Source organism: Streptomyces sp. DSM 110735 (assembly GCF_016482685.1).
Taxonomy (GTDB): Bacteria; Actinomycetota; Actinomycetes; order Streptomycetales; family Streptomycetaceae; genus Streptomyces.
Map to the genome: position 1 here is coordinate 1 of NZ_JACYHF010000022.1, position 12,324 is coordinate 12,324.

At 72.8% G+C, this 12,324-nt stretch carries 12 protein-coding genes; 1 reads left to right on the plus strand and 11 read right to left on the minus strand.

The window, feature by feature from the left end; translation table 11 throughout:
* Nucleotides 1-324: 324 nt before the first annotated feature.
* The 7 genes from proC to IF655_RS25905 form a co-directional block, all read right to left on the minus strand.
* Entirely contained in the window at nt 325-1,137 is an 813-nt protein-coding gene (gene proC / locus IF655_RS25875; protein WP_199587534.1) for a pyrroline-5-carboxylate reductase, read from the minus strand.
* A gap of 69 nt (nt 1,138-1,206) precedes the next feature.
* Nucleotides 1,207-1,977 carry an ABC transporter permease gene (locus tag IF655_RS25880; RefSeq protein ID WP_199587535.1) on the minus strand — a complete coding sequence of 257 codons (771 nt, stop codon included), beginning with the start codon at nt 1,975-1,977 and terminating at the stop codon, nt 1,207-1,209.
* Nucleotides 1,974-2,759, minus strand: coding sequence for an ABC transporter ATP-binding protein (locus tag IF655_RS25885; protein ID WP_199587536.1), 786 nt, complete (start codon nt 2,757-2,759; stop codon nt 1,974-1,976). The genes IF655_RS25880 and IF655_RS25885 overlap by 4 nt, the downstream gene beginning before the upstream one ends.
* 127 nt (nt 2,760-2,886) lie before the next feature.
* The gene (locus tag IF655_RS25890) at nt 2,887-3,675 is read right to left on the minus strand and encodes a class I SAM-dependent methyltransferase (RefSeq protein WP_374100364.1); all 789 of its coding nucleotides are present in this window, start codon (nt 3,673-3,675) and stop codon (nt 2,887-2,889) included.
* 155 nt (nt 3,676-3,830) lie between these two features.
* Nucleotides 3,831-4,343 (minus strand): EamA/RhaT family transporter, encoded by a 513-nt coding sequence (locus IF655_RS25895; RefSeq protein WP_199587538.1) that lies wholly within the window; start codon nt 4,341-4,343, stop codon nt 3,831-3,833.
* A gap of 43 nt (nt 4,344-4,386) precedes the next feature.
* Nucleotides 4,387-4,740 (minus strand): SH3 domain-containing protein, encoded by a 354-nt coding sequence (locus IF655_RS25900; RefSeq protein ID WP_199587539.1) that lies wholly within the window; start codon nt 4,738-4,740, stop codon nt 4,387-4,389.
* 21 nt (nt 4,741-4,761) lie between these two features.
* A complete protein-coding gene (locus tag IF655_RS25905) occupies nt 4,762-5,055 on the minus strand; it encodes a peptidase (protein WP_374100368.1) in 294 nt (97 codons plus the stop codon).
* Nucleotides 5,056-5,190: 135 nt separating this feature from the next.
* Between IF655_RS25905 and IF655_RS25910 the strand changes: the two genes are divergently transcribed.
* Nucleotides 5,191-7,314 (plus strand): serine/threonine-protein kinase, encoded by a 2,124-nt coding sequence (locus IF655_RS25910; RefSeq protein ID WP_199587541.1) that lies wholly within the window; start codon nt 5,191-5,193, stop codon nt 7,312-7,314.
* A 52-nt stretch (nt 7,315-7,366) separates the two neighbouring features.
* On the opposite strand, the gene ilvD is transcribed toward IF655_RS25910, so the two are convergent.
* From ilvD to IF655_RS25930, 4 genes are all read right to left on the minus strand, one after another.
* Nucleotides 7,367-9,220, minus strand: a complete 1,854-nt coding sequence (gene ilvD, locus IF655_RS25915) for a dihydroxy-acid dehydratase (protein ID WP_199587542.1) — start codon at nt 9,218-9,220, stop codon at nt 7,367-7,369.
* Between the two features lie 191 nt (nt 9,221-9,411).
* On the minus strand, nt 9,412-10,017 hold the full coding sequence (locus IF655_RS25920; RefSeq protein ID WP_199587543.1) for a TetR family transcriptional regulator: 606 nt from the start codon (nt 10,015-10,017) through the stop codon (nt 9,412-9,414).
* Entirely contained in the window at nt 10,014-10,808 is a 795-nt protein-coding gene (locus IF655_RS25925) for a sugar phosphate isomerase/epimerase family protein (RefSeq protein ID WP_374100370.1), read from the minus strand. The genes IF655_RS25920 and IF655_RS25925 overlap by 4 nt, the downstream gene beginning before the upstream one ends.
* A gap of 544 nt (nt 10,809-11,352) precedes the next feature.
* On the minus strand, nt 11,353-12,285 hold the full coding sequence (locus tag IF655_RS25930) for a Ppx/GppA phosphatase family protein (RefSeq protein WP_199587545.1): 933 nt from the start codon (nt 12,283-12,285) through the stop codon (nt 11,353-11,355).
* Nucleotides 12,286-12,324: the final 39 nt, after the last annotated feature.

The window sequence follows — 12,324 nt, forward strand, 5'->3', positions numbered from 1 at the left end:
GACTCTATCAGATCCTTTTCGGTGTCTGACCCCCAGTCAGCGGGGTTTGTCTTCCCGGCCTCGCGGCCGTTCCGACGAGTGAGACTTTAGCGGATTCCCGGCCCCCGAAGCCAATCGGGGTCCTGCGCTCTTTCGAACACGGATTCCTCATTTCGCACATGCGCACAGCAAAACAAGCGACGCGGAAGCGCCGATGTCCAGTGGGCCTTGCGGAATGGCTGTCCGGGGACCGACCGGAGTCGGCTCTCACGTCGGACAACTCGGAGAACATTACGCACCTGGGGAGGGGGTGTCAACCCCCTCCTGCGAAGAATCTTGGTGCGGTCAGTCCTTCGTGCCGGAGGCCAGCTCACGGCTGCGGTCGCGGGCCGCTTCCAGGGCGGCGATGAGGGCGGCGCGCACCCCGTGGTTCTCCAGCTCGCGGATGGCGTTGATGGTCGTACCGGCGGGCGAGGTGACGTTCTCGCGGAGCTTGACCGGGTGCTCGCCGCTGTCGCGGAGCATCGTGGCGGCGCCGATGGCGGACTGGACGATCAGCTCGTGCGCCTTGTCGCGGGGCAGACCGAGCAGGATGCCCGCGTCGGTCATGGCCTCGACCAGGTAGAAGAAGTACGCCGGGCCCGAGCCGGACAGGGCCGTGCAGGCGTCCTGCTGGTTCTCCGGGACGTGCAGGGTCTTGCCGACGGCGCCGAAGATCTCCTCCGCCGTGGCGAGGTGGGCGGCGGTGGCGTGGCTGCCCCCGGAGATGACGGACATCGCCTCGTCCACCAGGGCGGGTGTGTTCGTCATGACGCGCACGACCGGGGTGCCCTCGGCCAGGTGCTCCTCGACGAGCGAGGTGGGGATGCCGGCGGCTCCGCTGATGACCAGGCGGTCGGCGGGGACGTGCGGTGCCAGTTCGGCAAGCAGCGTGCCCATGTCCTGCGGCTTGACCGTGAGGATCAGGGTGTCGGCGGTCTTGGCGGCCTCGGTGTTGGTGACTGGGGTGACGCCGTGGCGGGCGCGGAGTTCTTCGGCGCGCTCGGGGCGGCGGGCGGTCACCAGGAGGTCGGCGGGGGCCCAGCCCGCCCGGATCATTCCGCTGAGCAGGGCTTCGCCGATCTTGCCGGTGCCGAGGACTGCGACTTTCTGGCTCATGCGGTTCATCCTCGCACCGGGGGTGCCGGATGCGGGGCGCTGTCCGGTGGGCGGACCCCCCGTCGGGGTTCAGTCCGTGCGGCGGCGCAGGGTGGCCGCGCCGAGGGCGAGGACCAGGAGGGCGCAGCCCGCGACGATCAGGATGTCGCGGAGGAAGACCGTCGTCATGTCGGTGTGGTGGAGGACCTCGTTCATGCCGTCGACGGCGTACGACATGGGGAGGACGTCGGAGACGGCTTCCAGGGCGGGGTGCATGTCGGGGCGCGGGGTGAACAGACCGCAGAGCAGGAGCTGGGGGAAGATCACCGCGGGCATGAACTGGACCGCCTGGAATTCCGAGGCCGCGAAGGCCGAGACGAAGAGGCCGAGGGCCGTGCCGAGCAGGGCGTCCAGGAGCGCGACCAGGAGGAGCAGCCAGGGCGAGCCGGTGACGTCGAGGCCGAGGAGCCAGACGGCGAGCCCGGTGGCGAGGGCGGACTGGACGACGGCGACGGCGCCGAAGGCGAGGGCGTAACCGGCGATCAGGTCGGCCTTGCCGAGCGGCATCGCGAGGAGGCGCTCCAGGGTGCCGGAGGTGCGTTCGCGCAGGGTGGCGATGGACGTCACCAGGAACATCGTGATCAGCGGGAAGATCCCGAGCAGGGACGCGCCGATGTTGTCGAAGGTGCGGGGGCTTGCGTCGAAGACGTAGCGCAGCAGGACCAGCATCAGGCAGGGGACCAGCAGCATCAGGGCGATGGTCCGGGGGTCGTGGCGGAGCTGGCGCAGGACGCGGGCGGCGGTGGCGGTGGTGCGGCCGGGGTTCAGCGCGGTCGCGGATGCCGGGGTGGTCGTGCTCATCGGGTCGGCTCCTTGGTGCGGTCGGTGGCGGCTGCCTGGTCGACGAGGTGGAGGAAGGCTGCCTCGACGGTGTCGGTGCCGGTGCGGGTGCGCAGGTTCTCCGGCGTGTCGTCGGCCAAGACCCGGCCGTCGCGCATGAGGAGGAGGTGGTCGCAGCGCTCCGCCTCGTCCATGACGTGGGAGGAGACGAGGAGGGTGGTGCCGCGCTCGGCGGCGAGGGTGTGGAAGAGGGTCCACAGGTCGCGGCGGAGTACGGGGTCGAGACCGACGGTCGGTTCGTCCAGGACGAGGAGTTCGGGGGTGCCGAGGAGGGCGACGGCGAGGGAGACGCGGCTGCGCTGGCCGCCGGAGAGGTTTCCGGCGAGGGCGTCGGCGTGGGAGGTGAGGTCCACGTCGGCGAGGGCGCGGGTGACGTGGGTGTGGCGGCGGTCGGCGGCGGCGCGTCCGGGGTCGAGGATCGCGGCGAAGTAGTCGAGGTTCTGGCGGACGGTGAGGTCGTCGTAGACGGAGGGCGCCTGAGTGACGTAGCCGAGGCGGTGGCGCAGGGCGGGGTGTCCCGCCGGGTGGCCGAGGACGTCGAGGGTGCCGGTGACCTTGGCCTGGGTGCCCGCGATGGCGCGCATCAGGGTGGATTTTCCGCAGCCGGAGGGACCGAGGAGTCCGGTGATCCTGCCGCGGGGGACGGTGAAGCCGAGGGCGTGGAGGACGGTGCGGGGACCGCGGACGACGGTGAGGGCGTCGGCGTGGACGGCCGCCGAGGCGGGCGGGGGCTCGTTATTCATCACGTGATGAATAATTCTCCTGTGGCGTGGCGCCGTCAAGGGCGGTGGTACGCGAAACGGCGGTCCGGTACGGGTACCGGACCGCCGTTCGTGGGGTCTTCGTGGGTTCTTCGTGGTTCGGGGGGTGTCAGTCCTTGCGGGCGACGATCAGATACACGTCGTACGTCTCCTCGACCACGCCGTCCGGGAAGACCTTCAGGAGGTGGGCGCGCTCCTCGGTCATGAAGGCGGTGCGGTCCTCCGGCGGGGTGAGGAGGAAGGCGGAGTGGCTGGCGATGTTGGCGAGGTGGACGTCGAGGGGGACGCGGCGGCTCCAGCGGACCACGCGGCGTTCGAAGTCGAGGCGCCCGCTGGGGTCGGCCAGTCCGGTGCGCTCCGCCGCCTTCCGCGGCTCGGCGGGGATGTCGAGTCCGAAGAAGCGGCCGGTGCGGTCGGCGGCATCGGAGATCCACTCGATGTCGACGGCGTCGGTGTTCCACCACAGCGCGAGCGCGCCGTCGGGGCGCAGGACGCGCAGCGCCTCCGGGACCGAGCGGGCGGGGTCGGTCCAGTGCCATGCCTGGGCGTAGGTGATGAGGTCGGCGTGGTCGTCGGCGACCGGGAGGGCGTTGCCGTCGCCCCGGACCAGGGGGACGTCCGGCAGGGTCCGGCGGAACTCGGCGGCCATGCCCGCGCCGGGCTCGACGGCGAGGACCCGGGCGCCGCGCTCGTGCAGCAGGCGGCTCGCGATGCCGGTGCCCGCGCCGACGTCCACGGTCCGGGCGCCGGCCAGGGGGCGACCGGACAGCTCCTCCAGCGCGTCCAGGAGGGCGGGCGGGTAGGAGGGGCGGTTCGCGGCGTACTGGGCAGCCGCGGCGTTGAAGGAGTGGGCGCGGGCGGAGGCGGGCGGTTCCTGGGCGGCTTCGCGTGTGGTCATGCCGACCATGGTGCGCGGGGTGGGGCGGGTGTCGACAGGGTGCCGGGGGTGTCTGGGGGTGCCCGACGGCGCCGGGGGTGTCCGGGAGTGCCTGGAGGTGTCCGCCGGTGCCCAGGGCTGCCAGGGGGTCTCCGGCGGGGCGTACCCCCGGCTCCTTACTTGCCGCGCTTCTTCTTCGCCGGGTTGCCGGTGCGGCGGGTGCGGGTGCGGTCGTGTTCGGCGCGGGCTTTGTCGTACTCGGCGCGGGCGAGCTTCTCGCCGGGTGCCTCCAGGAAGGAGCGGCAGGCGTAGGCGAGGAGGGAGCCGACGAAGCCGATGGTGAGGAGACCGCGCAGGGATGCCTGGCGCTCGGGGTCGGGGCGGCGTTCGTAGCTCTGCCAGGTGTTGCCGAAGGCGAGCGCGCTGCACACGGCGAACATGCCGACGACCAGGACGGTCACGAAGGAGCCGGTGCCCGCGATCCGGAGCCCCTGGTAGGCGAAGCGCAGGACCAGGCAGGCGACGGCTGCCGCGGCGACGGCGCCGAGGGCGGTGGCGGCGCGGCGGGCGGCGTAGGCGTCGGTGTGGTCGACCCAGGAGGTGCCGTAGAAGCGCAGGGGTTCGGGGCGGGGGCCCGTGCCGCCGCCCCCGGCGCGGGTCTCGGGGCTGGTGCCGGTTTCGTCGCTCACGGGACGATTATCGCGGGCGGGGGCGGCGGGGTGGGGGTGGGGGTCAGGCGCAGCGGGGGGCGACGTAGCCGTCGCTGCCGGTGTGCACGTAGGCGTCGGAGACGTACTGGCCGCTGCTTATGTTGTCCCAGATGTTCGAGGTGCCGTAGTAGCCGTTCACCGTCGTGCCCGTGGTCTGGCAGTAGATCTGCACGGACGAGCCCGCGGGCAGCACGCGGATGATGCCGTAGCCGGTGCCAGGGCCGCTGCGGACGTCGAGGCTGACGCCCGGGGCGATGGGATACGCGGTGGTGGCGGCGGACGGGGCGGCGTTCGCCGGGGCGGCGAGGCCCGTCACCAGGAACAGGGCGCCTGCGGCGGCGGCCAGCAGGGCGGAGCGGCGGTGCGGGGAGGTCATGTCGTTGCCTTTCTGGTGGGGTCAGCCACAGCGGCCGGCGACGTAGCCGTCGCTGCCGGTGTGGACGTAGGCGTCGGAGACGTACTCGCCGGGGGCGATGTTGTCCCAGATGTTCGAGGTGCCGTAGTAGCCGGAGACGGTGGTGCCCGGGCTCTGGCAGTTGATCGAGACCTGGGCGCCCTCGGGCAGGACGCGGACGAGTGCGTAGCCGGTGCCGGGGCCGCTGCGGACGTTCAGACGGACGCCCGGGGCGACGGAGTAGGACATGGTCAACCTCCCCCATGGCGCCCTCGGCAGGTGCGGGGCGCCGGTGATTCCTTCGTGGAACTGCACGCCTCCGCACAGGTGTTCGGAACGCGTACGCGGAGAGTAGCAAGCCTCCGCCGTCTCGTACGGGCGATCGACTAGGCTCCGAGCGACGCGCGCGGACGAACGGCACGGGGGTGGTCCATGGCGCCACAGCGCAGCTCCGGGCCGGACGCGGAACCGGAACTTCCGGAGTACGCCGGTCACTACCGCCTGGAGTCGCGACTCGGGTCGGGCGGCATGGGTGTGGTGCACCTGGCCCGCAGCGGTTCAGGAATGCGGCTCGCGGTGAAGGTCGTGCACGCCGAGTTCGCGCGGGACGAGGAGTTCAGGGGGCGTTTCCGGCAGGAGGTGGCGGCTGCCCGGCGGGTGAGCGGCGCCTTCACCGCGCCGGTGGTGGACGCCGATCCGGAGGCCGAACGGCCCTGGATGGCGACCATGTTCATCCCCGGTCCGACGCTCGCCGAAGAGGTGAAGCGGAACGGACCGATGGCGCCCGGCGAGGTACGGCGGCTGATGGCCGGGCTCGCGGAGGCGCTGCGGGACATCCACCGGGTCGGGGTGGTGCACCGGGATCTCAAGCCGGGCAACGTGCTGCTCGCGGAGGACGGTCCGAAGGTCATCGACTTCGGCATCTCGCGCCCCAAGGACAGCGAACTGCGCACCGAGACCGGCAAGTTGATAGGGACGCCGCCGTTCATGGCGCCCGAGCAGTTCCGCCGCCCCCGTGAAGTGGGTCCGGCGGCGGACGTGTTCGCGCTCGGCTCGGTGATCGTGCACGCGGCGGCGGGGCGCGGTCCGTTCGACTCCGACAGCCCCTACGTCGTCGCGTACCAGGTGGTGCACGACGAGCCGGACCTGACCGGCGTGCCCGGCAACCTCGTTCCGCTGGTGCTGCGTTGCCTGGCGAAGGAGCCCGAGGACCGGCCCACGCCCGACGAACTCATGCGCGCGCTGCGGTCGGTGGCGGCGTCGTACGACACGCAGGCGTTCATACCGGCTCAGCGCGAGGTGCCCCCGGTCGAGGATGCCGGGGACCGCGCGGAGCGCGCCGGGTCCGGAGAGCCGGGCGAGGAGGCGGCGGGGCGCCTGCGGTGGTGGACGCGTGGCCGGGTCGCGCTCGCGGCGGGCGCGCTCGTGCTGGCCGGGGGCGCGGGGATCACGGCGGTGCACTGGTCCGGCGCCGAGCGGGCGCCCCGGGTGCGTCCGATGGCCACCGAGGACCGGATCACCGACTGGCGGTCCACGCCGCTCACCAAGGGCACCGGCACGCCTCGATGCACGTACGGGTCAGGCGAGTTGCTGTGCATCGCCCCGGGTACGGCGGTCGGGCTCGATCCGCGGGACGGCACGGTGCGGTGGCGGCGCTCCTTCGCGGGCGCCCGGTGGAGCGATCCGCCGGTGGTGTCGGGCGGGCTGCTCCAACTGCGCGACCAGGACGGCCGGGTGACGGCACTCGACCCGTCCTCGGGCGAGACCCGGCTGCGCCGGCAACTGCCCCGGGACACCGGGACGCTGTACGCGGACGGCATCCGACTGGTGAGCGACACCGACGGGCGGATCACCGGCACGGACAGCGCCTCGGGGCGGACGGTGTGGCAACACGCGCTGCCGGACCGGGCGTTCCCCCGCCTCTACGCCTTCGGCGCGGACACCGGGGCTGTCACCGCGTACGCGACGACCGCCTCCGCCGACGGGAGCGGTACGCGGGTCACCGCGCTCGACCCCGCCTCGGGCGGGCGGCGGTGGAGCGCGGAGCTGTCCGGTGTGCTTCAACCCGTGGGCGCGGAGGGCGGGTTCGTCTATTTCCTCGCCGCCGATCCGGTCAGCGGCGACACCGACGCGGTGGTGCGCTACGCGGTGCGGTCCGGCGCGGTGCGCCGCGTACCGCTCCCGGCCGTGGCACGCGGCGCCCGGGCCGTCGTCCGGGACGGGGTGGTGTACCTGCTCTCGACGGACGGCGGGGTCGACGCCGTGGACGCGGGTGCGGGCAAGCGGCTGTGGCATCTGGAGACGTCGGTGAGCTGGGGCTCGAGTCCGGTCGCCGACGGCAGGTATCTGTACTTCTCCGCCGCCGACGGCCGGCTGCTCGCCGTGGACACCCGGCGCGGGAGCCTCGCGGGGCAGACGCGCCCGCGTTTCGGAGCGCGTACGGACCTGGTGTCGTCGGGGGTGCCGGTGCCGGTGGTCGCGCGGGGCGCGGTGTACGCGGCGGCCCCCGACGGCACGGTGTTCGCCCGGGACACGCGCGATCCGTCCGGCTGGTGACAACACGAAGGGGACCGGTGTCGCGCACCGGTCCCCTTTCGCTGTCGCCCGGTCAGCCCAGGAGACTGACGTCGCGCACCGCGCCCCGGTCGGCGCTGGTGGCCATCGCGGCGTAGGCGCGCAGGGCGGCGGAGACCTTGCGCTCGCGGTTCGCCGGGGCGTAGACACCGCCCAACTCCTGCTCGCGGCGGGCGAGTTCGGGCTCGTCCACGAGGAGTTCGATGGTGCGGTTCGGGATGTCGATGCGGATGCGGTCGCCGTCGCGGACCAGGGCGATGGTGCCGCCGGAGGCGGCTTCCGGGGAAGCGTGTCCGATGGAGAGGCCCGAGGTGCCGCCGGAGAAGCGGCCGTCGGTGATCAGGGCGCAGGTCTTCCCGAGACCGCGGCCCTTGAGGTACGAGGTCGGGTAGAGCATCTCCTGCATGCCGGGTCCGCCCTTGGGACCCTCGTAGCGGATGACGACCACGTCGCCGTCCTTGACCTCCTGGGTGAGGATGCGGCGGACGGCTTCCTCCTGGGACTCGCAGACCACGGCGGGTCCCTCGAAGGTCCACACCGACTCGTCCACGCCCGCGGTCTTCACCACGCAGCCGTCGACGGCGAGGTTGCCCCTGAGGACCGCGAGTCCGCCGTCCTTGGAGTAGGCGTGCTCGGCGGAGCGGATGCAGCCGCCCTCGGCGTCGTCGTCCAGCGACTCCCAGCGCTCGGACTGGGAGAACGCCTCGGCGGAGCGGACGCAGCCGGGCGCCGCGTGCCACAGCTCGACCGCCTCCGGGGAGGGCGAACCGCCGCGCACGTCCCAGGTCTTGAGCCAGTCGGCGAGCGACGGGCTGTGGACCGCGTGCACGTCCTCGTTGAGCAGTCCGGCGCGGTGCAGTTCGCCGAGGAGGGCGGGGATGCCGCCCGCGCGGTGCACGTCCTCCATGTAGTACGTGCGGTTCTTGCCGACGTTGGGCGCGACCTTGGCCAGGCACGGGACGCGGCGGGAGACGGCGTCGATCTGCTCCAGACCGAAGGGGACGCCCGCCTCCTGGGCGGCGGCGAGCAGGTGCAGGATCGTGTTGGTGGAGCCGCCCATGGCGATGTCCAGCGCCATGGCGTTCTCGAACGCCTGGAAGGAGGCGACGGAGCGGGGCAGGACCGTCTCGTCGTCCTGCTCGTAGTAGCGGCGGGTGATGTCCATGACCGTGCGGGCGGCGTCCTCGTACAGCGCCTTGCGGGCGGTGTGCGTGGCGAGGACCGAGCCGTTGCCCGGCAGGGAGAGACCGATGGCCTCGGTCAGGCAGTTCATCGAGTTGGCGGTGAACATGCCGGAACAGCTTCCGCAGGTCGGGCAGGCGTTCTCCTCGATGCGGAGGATGTCCTCGTCGGAGATCTTGTCGTTGACCGCGTCGGAGATCGCGTCGACCAGGTCCAGGGTGCGGACGGTGCCGTCGACCAGGGTCGCGCGGCCGGACTCCATCGGACCGCCGGAGACGAAGACCGTCGGGATGTTCAGCCGCAGGGCGGCCATCAGCATGCCCGGGGTGATCTTGTCGCAGTTGGAGATGCAGATCAGGGCGTCGGCGCAGTGGGCTTCCACCATGTACTCCACCGAGTCCGCGATCAGGTCGCGGGAGGGCAGGGAGTAGAGCATGCCGCCGTGTCCCATGGCGATGCCGTCGTCCACGGCGATGGTGTTGAACTCGCGCGGGATGCCGCCCGCCTCCCGGATCGCCTCGCTGACGATCCGCCCGACCGGCTGGAGGTGGGTGTGCCCGGGGACGAACTCGGTGAAGGAGTTGGCCACGGCGATGATCGGCTTCCGGCCGATGTCCGCACCGGGTACACCCGAGGCGCGCATAAGGGCGCGGGCGCCCGCCATGTTGCGTCCGTGGGTGACTGTGCGGGACCTCAGCTCGGGCATCGTCGCTCGCTCCTTCGGAGAATGACGGTCAGAGAGGCTTCTGACTGCTGCCGAGCGTACGCCGGTCATCCAGCGGGCGGGACGATGTGTCCGGAATGCGGGACGGGTGTCTTGTCGCGGGGCACGTTCGGGGGGCGCGCGGAGCCCGGAATCGGCGCGCGGGAGCCGGAATCGGCGCGCGGGACCCGGCGTCACTCCCCCGTGAGATGCCCCTGCACCACCGGCGCGAGGCGCTCCACGATCCGCTCCACGTCCGCCGACGCCAGCGGCTCCACCTTGATCACGTACCGCAGCATCGCCGTGCCGACCAACTGCGCCGCCGCCAGCTCCGCGCGCAGCTCGGCGTCCGGACCGCCCAGGCGCCCGGCGATGCGGTGCAGGAGCTGCGCGGCTACCAGGCGGCGGAAGACGGCGGCGGCGACCTCGTTGTTCACCGCCGAGCGGACGACGGCGAGCAGCGGGGCGCGGGTCGCGGGGTTCTCCCAGATGCCGAAGACGAAGCGGGTGAACCGCTCCCCCACCGTGTCCAGCGGTCCCTCGACGATGGCGTCCGGGGCGGCGAGGGCGGGCGCGAAGGAGACGGTGACGGCCGCCTCGAAGACCTGCTCCTTGGTGCCGAAGTAGTGGTGGACCAGGGCGGAGTCGACGCCCGCCGCCTTGGCGATGCCGCGTACGGAGGTCTTCTCGTAGCCGCGCTCGGAGAACTCCTCGCGGGCGGCGGCGAGGATGCGGTCACGGGTGTCGCCCGACTCGGTGCGCGGCGGACGGCCCCTGCGGCGCCCGGTGCCGTCGCTCACGGCCGGGGCACCCGGACGTCGGCGGCGAGGTGGCGGCGGGTGAACTCCAGGGCTTCGGCGAGGTCCGCCTCGCGCTCGGCGCTGGACATCGCGCGCCGGGTGTTGACCTCCAGGACGACATGGCCGTCGAATCCGGTGCGGGTCAGCCGGTCCAGGAGCTCGGCGCAGGGCTGGTTGCCCCGGCCGGGGACCAGGTGCTCGTCCTTGGCGGAGCCGCGCCCGTCGGCGAGGTGGACGTGACCGAGCCGGTCGCCCATGCGGTCGAGCATGTCGAGCGCGCTGGTGCGGGCGGTGGCGGTGTGGCTGAGGTCGATCGTGAAGTGCCGGTAGTCGTCCTTGGTGACGTCCCACTCGGGGGCGTAGGCGAGCATCTCGCGGTCGCGGTAGCGCCAGGGGTACATGTTCTCGACGGCGAACCGTACGTCCGTCTCGTCGGCCATGCGCCAGATTCCCTCGACGAACTCGCGGGCGTACTGCCGCTGCCAGCGGAAGGGCGGGTGGACGACGACGGTGGAGGCACCGAGCTTCTCGGCGGCGGACTGCGCCCGGCGCAGCTTGGTCCAGGGGTCGGTGGACCAGACCCGCTGGGTGATCAGCAGACAGGGGGCGTGCACGGCGAGGATCGGCACACCGTGGTGGTCGGAGAGCCTGCGCAGCGCCTCGATGTCCTGGCTGACGGGATCGGTCCAGACCATCACCTCGACACCGTCGTACCCCAGGCGCCCGGCCATCTCGAAGGCCGTCGCCGTCGACTCCGGGTAGACGGAGGCCGTCGACAGGGCGACCTTCACGTCCCTTGGTTCAGCCACGGGGACACCTTACGGGGTGGGGTGAGGGGGGTGCGGGGTGTCCCCCGGACGGGGGCGGAGGTACGGGGGCTGGTGGGCTGCCCGGGGCGGGGGCAGGCGCCGCTGTGCCGGGACAAAGGCGCCGTATGTGCGGGCGCCGTATGTGCGAGCGCCGCTCAGCCGGGACGGAGAGGCTGGCGCACGGGATCGCCGGGCACCCCGGGGCTGGGGCGGCGGGCACGGTCGCCGGTGTGAGGCGGGCGGCAGGCGGTACGGGTCCGGGGGCGCCGGGCGCGACGGCGGAGGTCGGCTCTGCGCCATCGCGTCCACCGCGTCACGGGGCGCCGAGCACCCCAGAGCCGGACCGACGCCCCTAGACGGAGCGGACACCGCCGCGGGCACAAGGCCACCGAGCCCCCGCCGGACGGCGGCGGGCGCCTCGTCAGGCAGGCACCGAAGAGCGCACGCCCTTCCGGGCGCCACCGAACCGGCGCCGGAGCCCGCCCGGCAGCCGAGCCTCACCCGGCAGGCGCGGCGCGACCGGTGCTCAGCCCACGCCCATGTGGTCCAGGCGGCGCAGGATGACGCCCTCGCGCAGGGCCCAGGGGCAGATCTCCAGGCTTTCCACGCCGAAGAGGTCCATCGCGCCCTCGGCGACCAGGGCACCGGCGAGGAGCTGGCCGGAGCGGGACTCGGAGACGCCGGGGAGTTCGGCGCGCTGGTCGGCGGTCATGGCGGCGAGGCGCGGCACCCAGGCTTCCAGGGACTCGCGTTTGAGTTCCCGCTGGACGTAAAGGCCGTCGGCGTCGCGGGCGGCGCCCGCCAGGCGGGCGAGCTGCTTGAAGGTCTTGGAGGTGGCGACCACGTGGTCGGGGGCGCCGAAGCGGCTGAACTCCCCGACCGTGCGGGCGATCTCGGTACGGGCGTGGCGGCGCAGGGCGCGTACGTCCTCGGCGTCGGGCGGGTCGCCGGGCAGCCAGCCCGCGGTGAGGCGCCCCGCGCCGAGCGGCAGGGAGACGGCGGCGTCGGGCTCCTCGTCCAGTCCGTAGGCGACCTCCAGGGAGCCGCCGCCGATGTCGAGGACGAGCAGCTTCCCGGCGGACCAGCCGAACCAGCGGCGCACCGCGAGGAAGGTCAGCCGCGCCTCTTCCGCCCCGCTGAGCACCTGGAGCCGTACGCCGGTCTCGTCCTCGACCCGGGCGAGCACGTCGTCGGCGTTGCGGGCGTCGCGCACGGCGGAGGTCGCGAAGGGCAGCAGGTCCTCCACGCCCTTGTCCTCGGCAGCCTCCAGCGCCTCCCGTACGACCGCCACGAGCCGCTCGACGCCCTCGGCTCCGATCGCCCCGTCCCCGTCGAGCAACTGGGCCAGCCGGAGGTCGGCCTTGTGCGAATGCGCGGGCAGCGGGCGCGCGCCGGGATGCGCGTCCACGACCAGCAGATGCACCGTGTTCGAACCCACGTCCAGGACACCGAGTCTCATGTACGGAACGCTACTGCCAATACGCCCGCGGACGGCCCC

Coding starts and splice junctions, on each gene's coding strand:
- proC (WP_199587534.1), bottom strand. CDS start 1,137: ATGAGCCAGAAAGTCGCAGTCCTCGGCACCGGCAAGATCGGCGAAGCC.
- IF655_RS25880 (WP_199587535.1), bottom strand. CDS start 1,977: ATGAGCACGACCACCCCGGCATCCGCGACCGCGCTGAACCCCGGCCGC.
- IF655_RS25885 (WP_199587536.1), bottom strand. CDS start 2,759: ATGAATAACGAGCCCCCGCCCGCCTCGGCGGCCGTCCACGCCGACGCC.
- IF655_RS25890 (WP_374100364.1), bottom strand. CDS start 3,675: ATGACCACACGCGAAGCCGCCCAGGAACCGCCCGCCTCCGCCCGCGCC.
- IF655_RS25900 (WP_199587539.1), bottom strand. CDS start 4,740: ATGACCTCCCCGCACCGCCGCTCCGCCCTGCTGGCCGCCGCCGCAGGC.
- IF655_RS25910 (WP_199587541.1), top strand. CDS start 5,191: ATGGCGCCACAGCGCAGCTCCGGGCCGGACGCGGAACCGGAACTTCCG.
- ilvD (WP_199587542.1), bottom strand. CDS start 9,220: ATGCCCGAGCTGAGGTCCCGCACAGTCACCCACGGACGCAACATGGCG.
- IF655_RS25930 (WP_199587545.1), bottom strand. CDS start 12,285: ATGAGACTCGGTGTCCTGGACGTGGGTTCGAACACGGTGCATCTGCTG.